15 protein-coding genes are annotated in these 19851 nt (G+C 77.2%); 9 read left to right on the top strand and 6 right to left on the bottom strand.

The genetic code is table 11. The features are described 5' to 3' along the window. The coding region (gene rarD, locus G6556_RS07450; RefSeq protein ID WP_166939977.1) for an EamA family transporter RarD at positions 1–935 on the top strand (935 nt) is incomplete at its 5' end. A gap of 12 nt (positions 936–947) precedes the next feature. On the opposite strand, the gene G6556_RS07445 is transcribed toward rarD, so the two are convergent. Genes G6556_RS07445 through eccD form a run of 3 tightly spaced genes read right to left on the bottom strand, consistent with a single transcriptional unit; the run spans position 948 to position 4975 of the window. Beyond that, on the bottom strand, positions 948–2231 hold the full coding sequence (locus G6556_RS07445) for a S8 family serine peptidase (RefSeq protein WP_166939975.1): 1284 nt from the start codon (positions 2229–2231) through the stop codon (positions 948–950). Beyond that, positions 2228–3622 (bottom strand): type VII secretion protein EccB, encoded by a 1395-nt coding sequence (eccB, locus tag G6556_RS07440; RefSeq protein ID WP_166939973.1) that lies wholly within the window; start codon positions 3620–3622, stop codon positions 2228–2230. The genes G6556_RS07445 and eccB overlap by 4 nt, the downstream gene beginning before the upstream one ends. 3 nt (positions 3623–3625) lie before the next feature. After that, a complete protein-coding gene (gene eccD, locus G6556_RS07435) occupies positions 3626–4975 on the bottom strand; it encodes a type VII secretion integral membrane protein EccD (protein ID WP_166939971.1) in 1350 nt (449 codons plus the stop codon). A gap of 378 nt (positions 4976–5353) precedes the next feature. On the opposite strand from eccD, the gene G6556_RS07430 reads away from it, so the two are divergent. The 7 genes from G6556_RS07430 to G6556_RS07400 all read left to right on the top strand — a co-directional run bounded on the left by G6556_RS07430 (position 5354) and on the right by G6556_RS07400 (position 11044). Beyond that, the gene (locus tag G6556_RS07430) at positions 5354–5665 is read left to right on the top strand and encodes a WXG100 family type VII secretion target (RefSeq protein WP_147795413.1); all 312 of its coding nucleotides are present in this window, start codon (positions 5354–5356) and stop codon (positions 5663–5665) included. Positions 5666–5683: 18 nt separating this feature from the next. Beyond that, entirely contained in the window at positions 5684–5968 is a 285-nt protein-coding gene (locus G6556_RS07425) for a WXG100 family type VII secretion target (protein ID WP_166939969.1), read from the top strand. Positions 5969–6117: 149 nt separating this feature from the next. Continuing rightward, positions 6118–6501: a hypothetical protein gene (locus G6556_RS07420; RefSeq protein ID WP_166939967.1), complete on the top strand. Its 384-nt coding sequence runs from the start codon at positions 6118–6120 to the stop codon at positions 6499–6501. Next, positions 6501–7823: a S8 family serine peptidase gene (locus tag G6556_RS07415; RefSeq protein ID WP_166939965.1), complete on the top strand. Its 1323-nt coding sequence runs from the start codon at positions 6501–6503 to the stop codon at positions 7821–7823. The genes G6556_RS07420 and G6556_RS07415 overlap by 1 nt, the downstream gene beginning before the upstream one ends. Next, the gene (locus G6556_RS07410) at positions 7816–9270 is read left to right on the top strand and encodes a hypothetical protein (protein WP_166939963.1); all 1455 of its coding nucleotides are present in this window, start codon (positions 7816–7818) and stop codon (positions 9268–9270) included. The genes G6556_RS07415 and G6556_RS07410 overlap by 8 nt, the downstream gene beginning before the upstream one ends. Positions 9271–9376: 106 nt before the next feature. Continuing rightward, entirely contained in the window at positions 9377–10612 is a 1236-nt protein-coding gene (locus tag G6556_RS07405; protein WP_166939961.1) for a S8 family serine peptidase, read from the top strand. A 222-nt stretch (positions 10613–10834) separates the two neighbouring features. Then, a complete protein-coding gene (locus G6556_RS07400; RefSeq protein WP_166939959.1) occupies positions 10835–11044 on the top strand; it encodes a hypothetical protein in 210 nt (69 codons plus the stop codon). Between the two features lie 69 nt (positions 11045–11113). Here G6556_RS07400 and G6556_RS07395 read toward each other — a convergent pair whose 3' ends face one another. Then, a complete protein-coding gene (locus tag G6556_RS07395; RefSeq protein WP_166939957.1) occupies positions 11114–12544 on the bottom strand; it encodes an RDD family protein in 1431 nt (476 codons plus the stop codon). 130 nt (positions 12545–12674) lie between these two features. Beyond that, entirely contained in the window at positions 12675–14042 is a 1368-nt protein-coding gene (locus G6556_RS07390) for a hypothetical protein (RefSeq protein ID WP_166939955.1), read from the bottom strand. Between the two features lie 261 nt (positions 14043–14303). Here G6556_RS07390 and eccCa point away from each other — a divergent pair, with 261 nt between their 5' ends. Next, on the top strand, positions 14304–18284 hold the full coding sequence (eccCa, locus tag G6556_RS07385; protein ID WP_166939953.1) for a type VII secretion protein EccCa: 3981 nt from the start codon (positions 14304–14306) through the stop codon (positions 18282–18284). A 465-nt stretch (positions 18285–18749) separates the two neighbouring features. On the opposite strand, the gene G6556_RS07380 is transcribed toward eccCa, so the two are convergent. Next, entirely contained in the window at positions 18750–19394 is a 645-nt protein-coding gene (locus G6556_RS07380; protein ID WP_166939951.1) for a hypothetical protein, read from the bottom strand. Positions 19395–19851 lie beyond the last annotated feature (457 nt).

Below are 19851 nucleotides of genomic sequence, written 5' to 3'. Positions count from 1 at the left end.
CGACCGGTGCCCTCGACCCGCGCGGCCTCGCCGCCGGGGTCGGCGCCTACCTGCTGTGGGGCGTCCTGCCGCTGTACTTCGAGCTGCTGAAGCCCTCGGGGGCCGTCGAGGTCGTCGCGCACCGGGTGCTCTGGTCGCTGATCTTCTGCGCGGTCGTGCTGTCGGCCACCCGCACCTGGCGGGCGTTCGGCACGGTGCTCCGGTCGCGCCGGACGATGGCGCTGGTCGCGGCCGCGAGCGTGCTGCTGGCCGTCAACTGGCTCACGTTCGTGTTCGCCGCGCTCGGCGGGCACGTGGTCGACGCCGCGCTCGGCTACTTCATCAACCCGCTCGTCACCGTCCTGCTCGCGGTCGTCGTGCTGCGCGAGCGGCTGCGCCGGACGCAGTGGGTCGCGCTCGGGTTCGGCGTCGCCGCGGTGGTCGTCATCACCGTCGGCCTCGGCCGGCTGCCCTGGGTGGCGCTGACGCTGGCCGGGTCGTTCGGCGTCTACGGCCTGCTCAAGAACCGGGTCGGGCGCAGCGTCGCCGCCGCGCCCGGACTCGCCGCGGAGACGCTCGTGCTCGCCCCGGCGTCCGCGGTGTACCTGATCTGGCTCGGGTCCACCGGCGGGTCGACGTTCACGGCGACCGGCGTCTGGCACGCGCTGGCGCTGGCCGGGACCGGCATCGCGACGGCGCTGCCGCTGCTGCTGTTCGGGGAGGCCGCGCGCCGCCTCCCGCTGAGCGTCGTCGGCAGCCTGCAGTACCTCGCACCGGTGCTGCAGCTGATCATCGGCGTGCTGGTGCTGCACGAGACGATGCCGCCGGCGCGGTGGTGGGGCTTCGGGCTGGTGTGGGTCGCGCTGGTGCTGCTCACGGTCGACGGGGTGCGGAACCAGCGCGCGCAGCGGCTGCGTGCCGCGGCGGCCGCACCCGCGCCGGTCGTCGCCTCCTGACGTGCCGGGCGGTCAGCCCCGGCGGCGCCGCCCCGCCACGCGCGCGGCCAGCGCCGCGAGCAGCACCACGGCCGTCCCGCCGATCCCCCACCAGACCGCACCCGACCGGGCGCCCGCGAGCGGGTCCTCCCGCGGCGACACGTCGACGGTCCGCACGGCGGCCGCCTGCGCGTCGGCTCGCCCGTGCACCGGGCTGACCGGGCCGGGCGCCGTGCCGTCGTCGACGAAGCCCAGGGCCGCGTCCGGCCGGACCACGCCCCAGCCGACCAGGTCGTCCCGCGCGGCCGGCTGCGCCCGGGCGGCCGTGACCTCGAGCCGGTACGCCCACTGCGCGGGCGTCTCCTCGGGGTACCGCTCGGCGAGCAGCGCCACCGCCGCGCTGACGTAGGCGGTGGCGAAGCTCGTGGAGGTGCCCTCGCCGGACAGCATGCAGTCGCCGGCCGCGTGGAAGGTGGTGAGCACGTTGGTGCCCGGCGCGGCGACGTCGACGTGCTCGCCGTGGATCGCGTCACCCGCGGGCTGGTCGTCGACGTCGACGGCGGTCACCGACAGCACCCCGTCGTAGGCGGCCGGGTAGCGCGGACCGTCGGTCTCGTCGCTGCTCGTGTTCCGGTTGCCGGCGCTGGCGACCACGAGCGACCCCGCCGCCGTCGCCCGCCGGACCGCGTCCGCCAGCGCCGGGGTGTCGTTCGGCGTGCTCATCGACACGTTGATCACCCGGGCGCCCGCGGCGACGGCCGCGTCGATGCCCGCCGCCATCCGGCCCGCGTCCGGGGCGACGCCCTGCTCGCGGGCCTGGTCGTCGTCGGCGTAGTAGACCCGCACCGGGAGGATCGTCGCGGCGGGCGCGAGACCGACGACGCCCGAGCCCGCGTCCGGCAGCAGCCGGGCGGCGATCTGACCCGCGACCGCGGTGCCGTGCCCGGCGGTGTCCGTGCGGCCGGCCGGGTCGCCGGCGACGCCGACCAGGTCGACCCCGGGGAGGACGGCGTCGGTCAGGTGCGCGTTGCCCGGGTCCACGCCGGAGTCGACGACGGCGACCAGGACGCCGGCGCCCGTCGCCGACTGCCAGGCGCGCTCCGCGGCGAGCCGGGTCAGGGCGGGCGGGGCCTCGGCGACGTACTGGGTCTTCTCCTGGGTGCACTGCGTGGTCGTCGCGGCGGGGAGCCGCGCCGGACCCGCGTGGGCGGCACCGACCCCGGGGCCGCCGAGCAGGAGCGTCGCGGCGAGACCAGCGAGACCCGCGGCGCGCGCGCGGGTGGCGCGCGGCCGGGTGCCGACGGGACCGGCCGTCACGGGGCCTCGGTGCCGGCGTCCGCGTCGGTGGCGCCGGAGCCCGCCGCCGCGGTGCCGCCCGACACCTCGGTCGCGGCCGCCTCGACGGTCAGGTCCGGCCCGGCCGGCAGCAGGTCGGCCCACGCCGGCGGCACCCGCGTCACGTCGTCCGGCGCGTAGCCGAGCCGGGCCAGCACCTCGTCGCTCGCGTCCGGGACCGGGTACGCGCGGCCGGAGCCGTCGACCAGCCGCACGGTCGCGGCGGCCCCGTCGGTCGTCTGCGCGCGCACCAGGGCGCCCGAGCCCGGCGCGACCCGCACGCCCGCCGCGACCTCGGCCCCGTCGCGCACGACCAGGTCGACCCGCTCGGCCGCACCGGTCGTCAGCACGACGCAGGCCGTCGACCCGGCGGCGGGCAGCGTCGGCACGGCGGCCGGCAGGTCGGCCGGCGCGACCGGGGTCGCGGAGGTGCGGACCGCGGCGATCTCCGAGGCCGTCACCTCCAGCGGCTGCGCCGCGAGCTCGCCGGCGCCCAGCAGGTACAGCGGGTACGCGAGGTCGGACAGCGGGGCGAGCTCGCCGCGCGCGTCCACCACGTAGCGCCGGGCGCCGTCGCCGACCCCGGTCACCTCGACCAGCGTGCCGACCCGGGTGTCGATCGGCAGCCCGCCCTCGGGCAGCGCGGCGTCGCCGGCGCTGTCGACGGTCAGCGGCGCGAGGTCCGAGCCGACCGGCACCAGGTTCAGCCAGTCCGCCCCCGCGGTGAGCGGGGTGGCGGTGTCCAGGCCGAGCGCGCGCAGCACCGCGGCCTCGTCCGCGGCCGGGATGCGGTGCCGGGTGCCGTCGGACACGAGGTAGAGCGTGCCGGCCGCCTCGACCAGCGCGCCCGAGCCGGGGTCTGCGACGGGGGCGGGGGCGTCGGGGTCGACGGTCAGCGCGGTGCCGCCGCCGGGCGCGACGCACGCCTCCCAGCCGGTCGACGCGAGCCGGTCCGCGAGCGGCAGCTCGTCCGGGGCCCCGGCGATGCCGATGGTCGCGCCGCGCGGCGCGTCGGTGATGTCGTCCTCGCTGACGTCGACCACGTGGAACGAGCCGGAGTCGAGGACCAGGCGCGCGCTGGTCACGTTGAGCACCGGGTGCAGGGTGCCCTGGATGCCGACGTACCGGCTGCCGTCGCCCTCCACGATGATCAGCGACTGGTCGTCCCAGCCGTCCGGCAGCGTGGGGCTGAGCAGCCCGAACCCGAGGCTGCCGAGCACGAGCAGCACCGACAGCGAGACGCCGGCGACGACGCCGCGCAGCGGCTTGGTCGGCTCGAGCTCCCGCCCGCCGGGCGCGCCGCTGGTGAACGCCGTGAGCAGGCGCCGGCGGCTGTAGGTCTGCGCCTCGACGAGGTCGCGCTTGGACGCCACGGGTCAGACCAGGCCCGCCGCGACCACACCCAGCGGCAGCAGCAGCGCCAGGCAGGCGATCTCGAGGAAGTCGCCGAGCCGCGCCAGGCCGACCCGGCGGCGCGGGGCGACCAGCCCGAGGCCGACGACCACCGCGGCGGCCGCGCCCGCGACGCCCACGAGCGCCGGGCGCCAGCCCGGGTGCTGCGCGGCGGCCACCACCGCGACGACGACCAGCAGCGCCACCGACAGCCCGACGGTGAGCAGCACGTCCAGCCGCGAGTAGGTCTGCCGGGTCGCGAGCAGCAGGCCCGCCGCGGCGAGCACCAGCAGCACCGTCCCGGCGACGCCGGTCGCGACGACCGCCGGCGCCGAGACCAGGGCGAGCACCCCGATCGCGACCCGCAGCGACACCTGGATGCGGTGGCCGGCGGCGAGCTGCGCCCGCACCCGCGCGGACTGCACGGCGGGCGGGTCGGCGAGGATCTCGGCGTCGTTGCGCGGGGACACGACGCGCAGCGGCGTGCTGGACAGCGCGAGCCACGGGACGCCGATGCTGGCGGTGGCGACGACCGCGACCACGACCGCCAGCACCTCGCCGGGGCGGGCATCGGTCAGCGCGATCGCGGTCCCGGCGACGGCCAGCGCGAGGCCGCCGGCCAGAGGAGCGGCGCTCAGCTCCCGGCGGTCGACCAGCGCGGGCATGCCCAGCAGCCCGGCGACGAGCACCCCCGTGCCGGCCAGCGCGGCGGGCCAGCCCCAGGACGGCGGCGCGGACGTGGCGGTGAGCCCGGCGACCGCGGCGAGCACGGGCGCGGTCAGCACGAGCACCCGGCCGGCGGCGGGCTCGGTGCCCACCCGGCCGACCACCGCGCCCGCGACCAGCGCGAGCACCGCGGCCAGCGCGGCGACCACCGGCGGAACCAGGGAGGCCTGGTCGGCCCCGAGGAGCAGCGCCGCGCCCGCCAGCAGCAGCGCACCGGCGGCCCACGCGGCGCTCAGCGCGGAGTCGCGCGGCGTCCACGGCGCGTACTGGTTCTCCACCGCGTCGGCCACGGCCTCCACGACGTCGTCGTAGATCCGCTCCGCCTCCCGGCGGGCGCCGGACTCCAGCGTCAGCACCGCGCCGTCCTCGACGCCCTCGGCGAGCAGGCTGCGCGCGGAGTCGATCGGCGTGCCGTCGGCCCGCACCAGGCGGTAGCCACCGTGCGCGGTGGCGGCGTCCAGCAGGCCGAGCGCGCGGGCCAGGCCCGGGACGACCTCGGCCATCGGCACGGCCCCCGGGATGCCGAGGTCGAGGCGGCGGTCCCCGGCGGTCACCGACACCCGCACGAGCGTCCCCACGGACGTCGTGGCGGCGGGTGCGTCTGTCATCGGGTCCCCTGTACTCCCTGGGCAGGTCGGCGGTCAGCATAGCGACGGCAGCCGATCCCGCCCGCGGGGCGCACGGGTGGGCGCGGCCGTCCGGGTGGACTCGGAGACCCGCCGCCCGGACGGTGGTCCCCCGCGCGGAGGGCGTCCGGCCCGGCAAATGGGACACCGGGTGACAGAACACGCCGGTCGACTGCGCCGAACGGGTGATCCATGACACCAGTCAGCGTGGTTGTCCACAGGGCGGGTGATCTCACCTGACGCGTCCGCGACCTGTCGGTTAGCCTCGTCGCGGTTCCGGGGTCGAGTGAGCTCGGGCACAGGCGGCGCCGCAGGGGTGCACGTCAGGCAGGCCCACCGGGCCGTGTAGGGGGAGGTGACATGGCAGCAGAGGTCTCCGCAGCAGACGGCGCGCTCAAGCAGGGCGCCGACGCCGTGGTCCAGAGCCGTGGGGAGCTGCAGCGCGAGCTGAGCGCTCTCGAGGGCAAGCTGTCCGGCATCGGGTCGCACTGGCAGGGCCAGGGCGCCGTCGCGTTCAACGCGCTGATGGCCCGGTGGCGCGAGGACGCGAACAAGATCGTGTCCGCGCTCAACGAGTTCGAGGCCAACCTGCTCACCTCGCAGTCGACGTACACGGCGTCGGACGAGTCGCAGCAGTCCACCTTCAGCCGCCTTCAGGGCCGGCTGGGCTGACCGGGAGAGGACGAGACGATGGCTGACCTCAAGGTCAACTTCGGTGGCCTGTCCACCGCCGCCGCCGACATCCAGTCGAGCGCGAGCAACATCGAGTCCCGCCTGGCGGAGCTCGACCGCTCGCTCCAGCCGCTCCGGGCCAACTGGTCCGGCGAGGCATCGACCGCCTACACCGCCGCCAAGGCGAAGTGGGAGGCCGCGCTGACCGACATGAAGGCGCTGCTGGCCGACGTCGGCCGCGCGGTGTCGACCTCCGGCGAGGAGTACCAGTCCACCGAGCGGGCCAACGCCGCCCGCTGGTGAACCACCCCGGCCCCCGCGCCTGAGCGCGGGGCCGACCCAGCACGACCCGCGCGGTCGCGCCCGCCGTCACCCACGACGGCAGCGGCGCGACCGCGCGGCCATCGCGTCGCAGGGGGCGACGCGGACGAGACTTCTTGCGGAGGACGGACGTGGCAGGCGACGTCGAGGTCAGGACCCAGGTCCTGCAGGCCCGGCTGGGGCAGCTCGTGACGCTGTTCGACGACACGGACCGACTGAAGGGGCAGATCGAGTCCCTTCGTGGGAACCAGACCGGCGACGTCTGGCCGGACATCCCGAGCGTCCAGGAGTTCGCGGCCCGCTACCGAGGCGCGCTCCAGAACGTCGAGACCCGGCTCAACGACATCCGCGACACCATCGACCGGTGCCGGCAGGCTCTCGCAGACAGCGCTCTGTCCCTGGAGCAGCAGGACGCAGCCGTCGAGGAGCAGCTGCGTCTGCTGTCCGAGCGTCTCGACGCGACGCCGACTCCTTCGCCCGTGATCCCGGCGCGTCGGGCGGGGACCGCCTTCTGATGCGCCTCGAGCGACACGCCGCTGCACGCGGGAGGAATCGCGTCGCGCTGGCGCTCCTCGCCGCGGTGCCGGCCATGACGGCGACGAGCGTGCCCGCCCTCGCCGCGGTGCCCGGCGCAGATGACGGCCGCTGGTACTACGAGGCCACCGGCATGGCCGACATCCACCAGACCACCACCGGTCAGGGCATCACCGTCGCGGTGCTCGACGGCAGGGTGAACACCGGTGTCGCCGACCTCGCAGGTGCCGACGTGCAGCCGCACGAGCCGTCGTACTGCGCGGCGGAGCCGGGCGGCGAGGCATACCCGGCCACCACGACAGACCCCGACGCGCAGCACGCCACGTCGATCGCGACGATGCTCGTCGGCACCGACGCCGGCCTCGCGGGACAGCCAGGGATCCCTGGCCTCGCTCCCGGTATCACGCTCCGCACCTACGCGGTGTACGTCGAAGGGCAGCCGTGCGAGACGCCGGTCGGGCAGGAGGACCTGGCGGACGACGCCGTCCGCGACGCGCTCACCGACGGCGCTGACATCATCCTCGTCCCCGGCACCCAGCAGATGTCAGCCGAGGTGGTGGCGGAGGCCCAGCGAGCCGGGGCCATCGTCGTCGGCTCGGCAGGCAACGACGGGACGGTCGTGACGGGCTTCCCGGCCACGCTCAACGGGGTCGTCGCAACCGGCACCATCACCTCCGACATGACCCTCGACGACGGGAGTGTCTACGGCCCCCGTCTCGGGGTGGTGGCTCCGGGCGCGCACATCCGAGCGTTGTCACCGACGTGGGACAGCTACGGAACGACGACCGGCTCGTCCAACGCCGCCGCGTACACCGCCGGAGCGCTGGCCCTGCTCTGGTCGCTCCACCCGGACGCCACCGACGGCCAGGTCCTGCAAGCACTCGTCCGGACAACGGACGGCGAGGTCAAGGACACGTGGGCGCAAGACCCGAACTGGGGGTACGGGATCGTCAACGCCCGCGTGCTCCTGACGGTCGACCCCACCGCGTTTCCGGACGAGAACCCCTTCGTCTCCGACGAGCCCGACCTGCTGCCCACCATCGAGCAGATCCTGGGCACCACCGACGGTGGCGAAGCCGGCGCGACGAGCGATCCAGCCGGGGCCGCCACCGAGGAGCCGACCGCTACCCCGGAGCAGGACGATCCTGCCTCCGGCTCGGCGCTCCCGCTGATCCTGGGGGCTGGCGGCGTGGTCGTCGTCGGCGCCATCGCGATCACCGTCCTCCTGCGCCGTCGAAGGACGTCCGACGACGCCGGCCAGCACGACGCACCGCAGACCTATGCAAGGGGGAACCATGGGTGACCACGCTGAGCAGCTCGGCCGAGCCCGCGAAGCCAACATCGGGGTGATGGACACCTCGGTCCGTCAGCTGTCGTCGTACTCGTCGGGCATCGAGCCGACCATCGGAACGCTGCGGACCGTCGGTGGGGACACCGGCATCGAGGGCGCGAGCGCCGACGCGGCGAGTGAGCGCTTCGCGACGCTTGCTCGGGAAGTCGCCGCCGTCGCCGACTACCTGACGACGATCGCCGATGCCGGGGCACAAGCGACCAGCGCGATCGTCGCCGCGAAGGCTGCCTACGCCGAGCTCCCTCCCGGCGAGCTGTCCTTCGCCGAGCGCGCGGGTCTCACCGCGACGACCACCGTCGCCCTTCCCGGCATCGGCCCGGTGACCGGGATCGTCGCCGGGGAGATCCTGTCGCAGCAGCGCGAACGCGCCCGCGAGCAGCAGGCGTCGCAGGCACTGAGCGAGCTGAACTCGGCGATGGGGTCGATCGCTCTCGCTCCGCCCGCCGACGGCTCACGGAGCGACTTCGACCCTGGGACCGGGACCACCACGCCAGGTGGCGGAACAGGCACGGGCGGTCCGGGCGTCTCCAGCGGCTGGTCCGGGGGCTCGTCCGGCGGCAGCAGTCAGGGCGTCAACGCGTACTCCCCCGGATCCGGCGGCAGCGCAGGTCTGGTCGGCTCGTCGTGGACGCCCGGCGGCGGCTCCACCGGTGGGGTGACCACGGGCTCCGGCGGTTCCGGCGGCAGCGGCTCGGGTGGCACCGTCGGCTCCGACCCGATCTTCACCGGTGGCGGCTCTGCCGGCGGCGGCAGCGGCCTCGGCGGCGGGCACGTCCCGGGTTCCGGCGACGGCACGTCCTCCGACGGCCTCGTGGGCGGCACGATCCCCGGGGGCTCGGGCACCGGCGGCGGTGCGTTCCTCGGCGGCTCCGGCTCCTCGGGCAGCGGTGGCGCGAACAGCCTCGCCGGCCTCGGCGCGGGCGGTCTCGCGGGCGGCCTGACGATCGGTGGCGCGGCTCTCGGCGGCGCGGGCCTCAACCGGCTCGCCGCCGGTGGTGCCGGAGGCCTGGGCGGCCTCGGCGGCGCGGGCGGCGTCGGCGGTGTCGGCGCGGCCACGGGCGTCCCCCTCGGGACGGTCGGCGGCGCCTCGGGCTCCGGCCTCTCCGGCTCCACGTCTTCGCTGGTCCAGGGCTCCCAGGCCGGCGCCGCGGGCGCGGGGGCGTCCGGCGCGCGCAGCGGCGGCATGATGGGCGCCCCGATGGGCGGCGGCGGTGGCGCGGGAGCCGCCAAGGGCTCGAAGCGCCGCAGCTCCGGTGGACTCCTCGCCCCCGACATCGACGTCGAGGAGGGCGCGGAGCGCCCCGACCTGGGCGCGGCGGCACGGGCCGGCGGGCGCGACTCCCTCCGGTCTGTCGCCCCGGTGGCCGGCGTCGCGGACGACGACCAGGACGACTGGTGACCTCGGCGCCCGGCCGGCGAGCGGCGGCGTGAGCCGCGCCGCCGGCCGCGCGCGTGCTCGGGCGGGGCGGGCTCGGCACAGAACACCGACTCTCTTGGTCGCGACAGTGGTCGCGACGATGCTCGGCTCCGGCTGGGCTGCCGCCTCGAACCCCGGGGCTGAGGACGGCCGGTGGTACTACGAGGCGACGGGACTCGCCGACCTCCATCAGCGCACGACCGGAACGGGCATCACGATCGCCGTTCTGGACGAGGCCGTGAACCTTGCCGCCGCCGACCTCGTCGGCGCCGACGTGCAGCCGCACGAGCCGTCGTACTGCGCCGCCGAGGAAGGTGGCGCGGCCTACCCCGCCACCTCGACCGAGGCGCTGGCGAAGCACACCACGTCGATCGCCACCATGCTGGTCGGCACGGACGCCGGCGTGGGCGGTGCGCCCGGCATCCCCGGCGTCGCCCCCGGAGCGACCGTACGGACATACGCGATCCGCTATGGCGACCAGCCGTGCGAGACCCCCGCCGGCCAGGAGAGCTACCAGGACGACGCCATCCGGGACGCCATCGCCGACGGCGCCGACATCATCGCCGTGCCCGGCGCCGGGAGGTTCACGACCGACGGGATCGCCGACGCGCTTCGTGCTGGCGTCATCGTCGTCGCTGCCGCGGGTAACGACGGCGAGCTGACCGGCCTGCCCGCGATCGCGAACGGAGTCGTCACCGTGGGGACGGTCACCTCTGACGTCACACTCGCCGAGGGCAGCCCGGACGGCCCCACGCTGGCTGCGGTGGCTCCAGGGGCGCGCATCCGTGCCATGCAGGCGGACTGGAGCACCTACGGGACGACGACGGGATCGTCGAACGCCACGGCCTACACCGCGGGGGCTCTCGCCCTGCTCTGGTCGCTCTACCCGGACGCGTCTGACCGACAGATCATCCAGGCGCTGATCCACGCCACGGATGCCGAGGTGAAGGACACGCCTTCCCGCGAGCCTGGGTGGGGCTACGGCACCGTGAGCCCTCGCGGACTTCTCGCCACCGACCCGACCTCCTACCCGGACGAGAATCCGCTGCTGCTGGACGACGGTCGCGCTCCTGTGGTCGCCGATGTACTCGGGGCCGACCAGACGGCCACGACGCCAGCCGAGGACGCGGGCGACGCCGTGGCCGGCACCGACGACACCACCCCCGCGGTGGCCGCCGCCCCGAGCACGCCGGTCGGCGCTTGGGTGGGCGGTGCTGCCGGGGCGCTGCTGATCGCCGGCTCGTCCGCCGCGGTCGTGGCGAGCCGTCGACGCAGGCTCACTGCCGACGGCACCGGGGCACGGAGCGACGCGGACCCGGACTAGGTTCCGCGACCCGACGTCGCCGGGAACGCCGAGACGTCGGCGGATCCGGCGGCGAGCACTCGGTCAGACAGACCGCGCGCGTACACCCTCGGGGCACCGCTGGGTGGCCGTTCCCACATCGACCAGGGCTGGCCGCAGCCCCCATGACGGATCGTGGGAGAAGAACGGTCGTGCCGCTCCCGGGGGTCCATTCGCCGCCGGGCCAGCACGGAGCCCCGCCTGATGCAGCCGGGCGAGCACGCCGACGTCCCGGACCTGTCTCGCGCGGTGGCGGTGCTGCGGCGGGCGACCGGGGACGAACGCACCGCGACGGAGGTCCTGGAGCGGTGGACTGGCGAGGACGGCGCCGCGCTCGTCCGGGTCCGCGTGCGCGATCCGCGTGTCCTGGCCGCGGCCGTCTGGCTGCCGGCCGCGGACGCCGCGCCCGCCTGACGCCAACTCGGTTCGCCGGCCGAGCACGAGCCGCGCCCGCGCCGCCGGTGGCCGACGGCCTCGGGGGCCTCAGCCCCGCGCGGCTCCCGGCGCGTCGATCCGCACCCCACGGTCGCCCACCTGGATCGTCGACCCCGACGGCACGAGCACCCGCTGGTCCGCCGGCACCGGCACCACCCGCCCACCGGGCAGCCGCAGCGTCGTCCCGTTGCCCGACCCGGCGTCGGAGACCCAGAACGTGCCGTTGTCGATGCCGAACCGCGCGTGCGTGCGCGAGACGCTGCGCTCCGGGTCGTCCACGACGATGACGTGGTCGCAGCGCTCGCCGGCGACCGGGCGCGGGGCGCGGCCGATGAGGCCGGGCCCCGTGACGGACATGACCTGGCCGGTGTCGAGGGTCACCAGGAACGGCGCGGGCTGCGCCCGGTCCACCACGGGCGTCGGGGCGGGACGCTCCGGGGCGGCCCGGGCCGGGACGACGGGGCGGATGCCGACGGACGCGGCCTCGGCGGCGGGCTGCGCGGCGGCGGCCGGCGGCTGCTGCTGCGAGGGGTCCGTCGTCGGGGCCACCGGCGACTGCGCGGCGGCCGCACGCGCGGCGCGGCGACCGGTCGGGGCCCCGGCAGCGCCGTCGGCCGGCGTGGCCACCGGAGCGGGCGGCTGCGGTGCGGCGGCCGGCGGCACCGGACGGGCGGCGGCCGGGGCGGGACCGACCTGCGGCTGCTGCGCCGGCGCGGCGACGGCCGGGGGCCGCCCGACCCCGGGGACCGCGCCCGGCTGCTGCGGCACCCCCGGGGCACCGACCTGTGCGCCGGCCCGCGGCGCCGCCCCCGCGGCCACGGCCCCCGCACGCTCCGCGGCGTCGGCGGCCTCCTCGACGGCGCGCTCGTGCGCCCGCACGTCCACGACGACGGCCCGCCCGACCCGGTCGTGCCACGCCTGCGCCCGCCCGGTCCTGTCGAACGCGCCCGAGGCCACGACGAGCCACTGCCCGAGCCCCGCGGCGGCGTGCCCGGCGGCGAGCACGAGCCCGCGCAGGAACCCGCGCGCCGGGCCGACGGAGTACGGGGTCTCCTCGCGCGCGGTGCGCAGCCCGAGCGCGGTGTTGCCGAGGGTCCGCCCGGTGTGCGCCTCCCAGACGAGCAGGCCGACGGCGAGCTCGACGACGACGAGCGCGACCAGGAGCCACGAGCCGGTCCAGGCCAGCAGACCGCCCGCGACGGCGCCGACGGCGACCGCGTCGACCGCGTACGCCAGCACGCGACGACCCGGGCCGGCGGGGGTCGCGTCGCCGAACGCCGGGTGCAGGACGGCGGGGCGCGGCTCGCGGGGCCGGACGTCGGCGCGCGTGCGGCCCTGGGCGCCCTCCACGACCGTCACGGTCGCGTCGGGCTGCGCCGGGGCGCCGCACGCGGTGCAGAACCGGGCGTCCTCGCGCAGCGGCCGGTGGCAGCTCGCGCAGGCGCGGACGGTGACGGCGCCGGCCGGGGTCGCGCTCATCGTCTGGTCCACGTCGGCTCCCCCGTCGTCGCTGTCGTCCTGCCCCTGCTCGCTCCGCGGTCCCCGCCGTGCCCGACGCGCCCGCCGTGCCCGACGGGCGCGCCGTTCCCGCCGCGCCCGGCCCTCCGCCTCACGACGTCACCCGCCGCAGCGTCTCGATCAGGTCCGCCGCGACCAGCGCCGCGGGCAGCGCCAGCACGACGCCCAGCCCCTCGACCGCGTCTGCGAACCGCGAGGCCACCACCGACTGCCACCCGCGACCGAGCGCCACGCCGATCGCGGCGGCGGCCAGCGCGACCACCAGGCACCCGGCGGCCAGCAGCACGGCGTCCGCCCCGAGCCGCGGGGCGCCCAGCGCGGCCAGCTCCACGAGCACCAGCGCGGCGGCCACCCGGGGCGCCCAGCGCGCGACGGGCCCGCGGGCCGCGCGCGGCTGCAGCGACAGCACGGCGACCAGGGCCGCGACGAGGGCGACCGCGGCCCAGCCGCGCAGGGTCGCCCGCTGCGGGTCCGCGAGCGCCGCGACGAGCACCAGCGGCACCAGCACCGGCGGCAGCGCGCACACCAGCAGGACGCCGGCGTCGGTGCGGCGCTCGGCGGAGTCGACGGTCCGGGCCACCTGGCGCTCGTTGACCCGCCCGAGCCCGCGCGGTCGCGGCCCGCGGACGGACGGCGCGGTGCGGGCGACGTGCGCGAGGTCGACCAGCTGCTCGTCCGGCACCGACAGCGCCATGACCGGCACCGCCCGCAGGCCCACCGGGGTGAGGCCGAGCAGCACCGCCGCGGCGACCACGCCCGGCAGCCCCGCCAGCAGCACCGCGAGGGCGAGCCCGGCCGCCACGCCCACGCCGACGACCAGCACGCCCGCGACGTCCTGCCCGCGCCGCTCCGCCCGGGTGGCGACCCAGCGCACGGCGGCGACGGCGGTCGCGGCCACCAGGCCGGCGACGAGCGCGAGCCGCCGGTCGGCGGAGCCGGCGGGGTCCACGGCGGCCACCCCCGCGGCGAACGCGAGCACGGGGGCGGCGAGCGTCGCGGCGGTCGCCGACGCGACGGGCAGCACCGCCAGGGCCAGCGCCGCCGCCCCGAGCAGGAGCGCGGCGGCCAGCGCGAGCCAGCCCCGCGCGACGGGGTCGATCAGCGCCACGGCGGCCAGCACCCCGGACGCGGCCGCGGCGGCGCCGAGCAGGGCGGGCTGCGGGTCGGGCCGGCGGGCGACCCAGCCGGCGCGGGCGCGGGCGGCCCGGCCCCGGGGGCGCGGCGCGGGCGCGACGACGTGCACCACGGCTCCGTCGACGACCTGCGCGGCGACCGGCGCGGCCAGGTCCAGCACGCGGCCGGACGAGTCGAGGGCGAGCATCCCCGGGACCAGCGGGACCCCGGCGGCGGCCAGCAGCTCGCCGAGGGTGCGGCCGGCGTCGAGGGCGACGTCGAGGCGGCGCGTGCCCAGGTGCACGGCGACGCGCGTCAGGGGCGCGCCGGTCGACTGCACCGTCACGCGCTCTCCCTCCGCCGGTCGCGCGCCCGGCGGGGCGTCGGCGACGGTCCCGCCAGCCCCCGGGCGCGGCGCCAGTCATGCTATGCGGTCAGGGCCCGTCAGCACCCCGGCCGTCCCCCGGTGCGGGCGGTCCGCGGCCAGGATCGCCCGGACGGTGGAACGCCGGCCGCCCCGCGCGCGCCCGTGCGGGTAGGTTGACGCCACAGGAACGTCGGGGGGCGGGTCGCTCCCCGACCCGGCAGGAGGGACCGAGCGCCGACGATGTCGATCGCGCCGCAGCAGGGGACGCGCCTGGAGCCGCCCGCCGTCCCCAGCGGACAGGTCGTCCTGCAGCCCCCGCCCGAGATCCAGGCCTCCGACGGCATCAGCGGCATGCTGGCGAACGCCATCCCGATGCTGGGCTCCGTCGGCTCGATCGTGTTCGTCGCGACGACCCAGCCCGGCCCGCGCGGCCTGATCACCGCCGGCATGTTCCTGCTGGCGTCGCTCGGGTTCGTCGGGGTGAACGGCTGGCGGCAGCGCTCGCAGCACCAGGCGCAGGTCGTCGGCGCCCGCCGCGAGTACCTGGCGTACCTGTCCGACCTGCGGAACTCCGTCCGGCAGGCCGCCGGCGCCCAGCGCCGCGCCGCCGAGTGGACCTCGCCCGACCCGCGCGCCCTGCCGGCCGTCGCCGAGGAGCGCACCCGGGTGTGGGAGCGCCGGTCGCAGCACGACGACTTCCTGGTGGCGCGCGTCGGCGTCGGCGCGCAGCCGCTCTGCCTCGACCTCGAGGCCCCGCAGACCCCGCCGCTGGCGCAGCTCGACCCGGTGGCCGCGTCCGCCGCGCACCGGTTCCTGGTCACCCACCGCGTCCAGCAGGGCGTGCCGATGGCGTTCGACGTCCGCTCGGTGGCTCGCATCGAGGTGACCGGGGCGGCCGCGGAGTCGCGCGCGCTCGCCCGCGCCGTCGTCAGCCAGCTCGCCACCTTCCACGCGCCGGAGGACCTGCAGATCGCCGTCGTCGCGAGCGACGCCGCCCTGCCGGAGTGGGACTGGGTCAAGTGGCTGCCGCACGCGCACTCGACGCGGTCCCGGGACGCCGTCGGCGCCGCGCGGATGATGGGCACCACGCTCGCCGACGTCGAGTCGCTGCTCCCCGAGGACCTGGTCGACCGCCCGCGGTTCGGCTACGCCGCCGAGGCGCCGCTGCCGCACGTGCTGGTCGTCGTCGACGGCGGGCACGTCCCGGTCGGCAACGCGATCCTCACCACCGACGGCGTGCTCGGCGTGACGGTCCTCGAGCTGCCCGACCGCTGGGACGAGCTCGACGAGCCGACGACGCTGCGCCTCAACGTCGGCGGTGCGGTCGTCACCGAGGACGCGGTGCGGGCCCCCGTGGACGTGCTGCGGCTCGGCAACGCGCCGGTGCGGGTCGAGGGCGACCAGATGTCCGTGGCGGACGCCGAGGCCACCGCGCGCCGCCTGCTCCCGCTGCACGTCGAGTCCGGCCCGGAGCGCGGCGACGAGGAGGTGTCGTCCGAGCTGGTCGACCTGCTCGGCGTCGGCGACGTCCGCGACCTGGACCTGGACGTCGCCTGGCGGCCGCGGCTGCCCCGCGACCGGCTCCGGGTACCGATCGGCGTCACCCCGCAGGGGCAGCCCGTGGCGCTGGACATCAAGGAGTCCGCCCAGCAGGGCATGGGCCCGCACGGCCTGATCATCGGCGCCACCGGCTCCGGCAAGTCCGAGGTGCTCCGCACGCTGGTGCTCGCGCTCGCGATGACGCACTCGTCCGAGGACCTCAACTTCGTCCTCGTCGACTTCAAGGGCGGTGCGACGTTCGCCGGCATGGCCGACATGCCGCACGTGTCGGCGATCATCACCAACCTCGGCGAGGAGCTCACGCTCGTCGACCGGATGCAGGACGCGCTGCAGGGCGAGATGGTCCGCCGCCAGGAGCTGCTGCGCGCCGCGGGCAACTTCGCGAACGTCGCCGACTACGAGAAGGCGCGCAAGGGCGGCCGCACCGACCTGGCGCCGCTGCCCGCGCTGCTCATCGTCTGCGACGAGTTCTCCGAGCTGCTGTCCGCCAAGCCGGAGTTCGTCGACCTGTTCGTCACGATCGGCCGCCTGGGCCGGTCGCTGCAGATGCACCTGCTGCTGTCCTCGCAGCGGCTGGAGGAGGGCCGGCTCCGCGGGCTCGAGTCGCACCTGTCGTACCGGATCGGCCTGCGCACGTTCTCGGCCGCCGAGTCGCGCACCGTCCTCGGCGTCCCCGACGCCTACACGCTGCCGCCGGTCCCGGGCATGGGCTACCTCAAGCCCGACACCACGACGATGATCCAGTTCCGCGCCGCCTACGTGTCCGGCCCGCCGAAGGCCCGGCGGCGCGCGACCGCCGGCGGCGGCACCGTCGCGGGCGGCGGGCTGACCCGGCTGGAGTCGTTCACGGCGGCGCCCGTGCTCGGCGGCGTCGTCGCGGAGCCGGCGTCGACCGAGGTCGTCGCGACCGAGCCCGAGGAGTCGCGCGCCACCTTCGACATCGCCGTGCAGCGGATGAAGGACCAGGGTCCGCCCGCCCACCAGGTGTGGCTGCCCCCGCTGGTCGTCCCCCGCACCCTCGACGAGCTCATGCCCGACCTGGTCGCCGGCCCGCGGCTGGGCCTGGTGTCGCCGGGGTGGCGCTCGGCCGGGACGCTCACGGTCCCGCTCGGCACCGTCGACCGGCCGCTGGAGCAGCGCCGGGAGAACCTCACCGTGTCGCTCGGCGGCGCGGCCGGCCACATGGCCGTCGTCGGCGCGCCGCGCACCGGCAAGAGCACCGTCCTGCGCTCGGTCGTGACCGCGCTGGCGCTCACGCACACGCCGCTCGAGGTGCAGTTCTACGTGCTCGACTTCGGCGGCGGCACGTTCGCCCCGCTGGCGGGCCTCGCGCACGTCTCGGGCGTCGCGTCCCGGGCCGAGCCGGACGTCGTGCGCCGCACGGTGGCCGAGGTCGAGTCGATCGTCGACGAGCGCGAGCGGTACTTCCGCGCGAACGGCATCGACTCCATCGAGACCTACCGGACCCGGCGCGCGCAGGGCACCGCCGACGACGGCTACGGCGACGTGTTCCTGCTGGTCGACGGCTGGTCCACGATCCGCGCCGAGTTCGACGAGCTGGAGCCGCGCATCCAGGCGCTCGCCGGCCGCGGCCTCACCTTCGGCGTGCACCTCGTGGCGTCCGCCGCGCGCTGGATGGACTTCCGCACCCAGGTCAAGGACCTGTTCGGCACCCGGCTGGAGCTGCGGCTCGGCGACCCGATGGACTCCGAGATCGACCGCAAGGTCGCCGTCAACGTGCCCAAGGACCGCCCCGGCCGCGGTCTGGCCGTGTCGAAGCACCACGTGCTGACCGCGCTCCCCCGCGTCGACGGCGACTCCTCGCCGGACACCCTGGGCGCCGGCGTCGCGCACCTCATCGACACCGTGAACGCCGCCTGGCAGGGCCCCGCCGGCCCCAAGCTGCGGCTGCTGCCCGACGAGGTCACGCTCGACCGCGTCCGGTCCGATCCCCGGGCCGATGGGCGCCGGCTGCTGCTCGGCATCGACGAGGCCGCGCTCGCACCGGTCGGGATCGACGTCGCCGAGGAGCCGCACCTGTACGCGTTCGGCGACGGCGGCTCCGGCAAGTCCGCGCTGCTCCGCGCCGTCGCGTCCGAGGTCCGGCGGCTGCACACCCCGCAGCAGGCGCAGATCTTCGCCGTCGACTTCCGGCGGTCGCTGCTCGGCGAGATCCCCGAGGAGTACCTGGCCGGCTACTTCACCACCCAGGACCAGGCGGCGTCCGAGATCGCCGGCCTCGCCGAGTACCTGCGCTCCCGGCTGCCCGGTCCCGACGTGACGCCGGAGCAGCTGCGGTCGCGGTCCTGGTGGACCGGCGCCGAGGTCTACGTGATCGTCGACGACTACGACCTGGTCTCGACCACCACCGGCAACCCGCTGCAGCCGCTCGTGCCGCTGCTCGCGCAGGCCGGCGACGTGGGCCTGCACCTGGTGCTCGCCCGCCGGTCGGGCGGCGCGGGCCGCGCGATGTACGAGCCCGTGCTGCAGGCGCTCCGCGACCTCGCCGCCCCGGGCATCGTGATGTCGGGCAGCCCGGACGAGGGCGCGCTGGTCGGCGGGGCGAAGCCCGTGCCGTCGGTGGCCGGGCGCGCGCAGCTGGTCACGCGCGACGAGGGCCGCCAGGTCGTCCAGCTCGCCTGGACCCCGCCGACCCTCTGAGGCGCCGGCGCGGTTCGCGCGCTCGCCGAGTGTGCATGAAACGCGTCGAGTGAGTATCCGGCGACTACTCACTCAGCGCGTTTCATGCACACTCGCGGGGACTGGGCGGCGGGCGGCGTGGGTGGCCGGGCTCGGCGCGGAGCGACGGCGGTCCGGCGTCGAGCACGGCGCGAGGGGCGGCGCGGCCGGCCCCGGTCCCCCCGGCCCCGGGGCGGCGCGCCTGCCGGGAGACCCGGCTCCGCCCATGCTCCCGCCGCCCGCGCGCGCGTCACCTCATCCGCGCGGGGTGAGTGCGTCGGGCGCGCCACGTGGTCGTCCGCGCCCTCGACATCGCCCTCGACCACATCCCGCCGGGCGCGCTCGCACGGGGCGCATTCCCGCGTGGCGCGCTCTCGCGCGGCGCGCTTCCCCGGGGCGCGCTCTCGCGGGGCGCGCTTCGGCGGGGCGCGCTCCCGTGCGACCGCGCTACGCCGGGGTGACGGTGATGCGGCGGCTGCCCAGGACGAGGGTCCAGCCGGCGCCGACGCGGGCCGGCTGCCCGGGCGGGAGGCTCCACGGCTTGCCGGCCGCGTCGAGGAGGACGGTGCCGTTCGTGGAGCCGCGGTCCAGCACGTCGAGCCCGCCGTCGACCGGCCAGAACGCCAGGTGCGTCGAGGAGACCGACTGCGCGGGGTCGTCGATCGTGACGAGGTGGGCCCACTGCTCGGTGCCGGGGACGGGTCGACGCCCGACGAGGCCGGGGCCCGTGACGGCCACCCGCTCGCCGGTGTCGAGCACCAGGGCGAGCGTCGAGGACGCCGCGTCCAGCGAACCCGCCCAGCGGCCGACGCGGGTGTGCTCCAGGTCGCCGAGGTCCGCCGTCGGGATGGTCGTTTCCGGCAGCCCGGACACCGCGTCGCCCGACGGGATCGACGTCGTGGCGGGCTCTCCCGGGGTCGGGGCCGCGGCGCGCGGCACGGCGAGGGGCGGCGTGCCGGCGGCGGGGTCCAGCGGGCTCGGCTCGGCCGGGCCCGGGGCCACCGGGGTCGACTCGGCCGCACCCGAGGCCACCGAGGTCGGCTCGGCCGGGCCCGAGGCCGCCGGAGTCGGCTCGACGGGACCCGAGGCCACCGGGGTCGGCTCGGCAGGAGGCGGCGTGGCCGCAGGGGCGGTCGGTGCTGCGTGCCGCGGGGCGCCGAGGGCGCGGGCGGGGTCGTCGGGCGCCGGCGCGGCCTCGGGCGACGCGTCGGCTGCGATCCCGAGCGCGGCGGACGCGGGCTGAGCCGGCGACTGCGGCGCGGGTGACGGCGACTGCGGCGCGGGCGTCGGCGCGATCGGTGCCGTCTCCGGGGCGAGGTCGGCGGGTGCGGGCAACGGCTCGCCGGGTGCTGCGGTCGCCGCCGGCCGGACGATCGCCTCGGGAGCGGGTGCGTCCGGGGCCGGCGAGACCGGACCGGACGTCGCGGACACCGGCGCGGCAGCGGCTGCGGCGGCCGGGCCGGAGGTCGGTGCGACGGGCGGTGCGGGCACGGCCGACGGCGTCTCGGCCGCGCCGGTCGGCGCCGGCTGCGGAGGCCCGCTCGTCGGG

The sequence above is a fragment of the Cellulomonas sp. IC4_254 genome (assembly GCF_011603975.1).
Classification (GTDB): domain Bacteria; phylum Actinomycetota; class Actinomycetes; order Actinomycetales; family Cellulomonadaceae; genus Cellulomonas.
This window is presented reverse-complemented; position numbering and strand designations above follow the sequence as displayed.

Coding starts and splice junctions, on each gene's coding strand:
- eccD (WP_166939971.1), bottom strand. CDS start 4,975: ATGACAGACGCACCCGCCGCCACGACGTCCGTGGGGACGCTCGTGCGG.
- G6556_RS07430 (WP_147795413.1), top strand. CDS start 5,354: ATGGCAGCAGAGGTCTCCGCAGCAGACGGCGCGCTCAAGCAGGGCGCC.
- G6556_RS07425 (WP_166939969.1), top strand. CDS start 5,684: ATGGCTGACCTCAAGGTCAACTTCGGTGGCCTGTCCACCGCCGCCGCC.
- G6556_RS07415 (WP_166939965.1), top strand. CDS start 6,501: ATGCGCCTCGAGCGACACGCCGCTGCACGCGGGAGGAATCGCGTCGCG.
- G6556_RS07410 (WP_166939963.1), top strand. CDS start 7,816: ATGGGTGACCACGCTGAGCAGCTCGGCCGAGCCCGCGAAGCCAACATC.
- G6556_RS07400 (WP_166939959.1), top strand. CDS start 10,835: ATGCAGCCGGGCGAGCACGCCGACGTCCCGGACCTGTCTCGCGCGGTG.
- G6556_RS07395 (WP_166939957.1), bottom strand. CDS start 12,544: ATGAGCGCGACCCCGGCCGGCGCCGTCACCGTCCGCGCCTGCGCGAGC.
- eccCa (WP_166939953.1), top strand. CDS start 14,304: ATGTCGATCGCGCCGCAGCAGGGGACGCGCCTGGAGCCGCCCGCCGTC.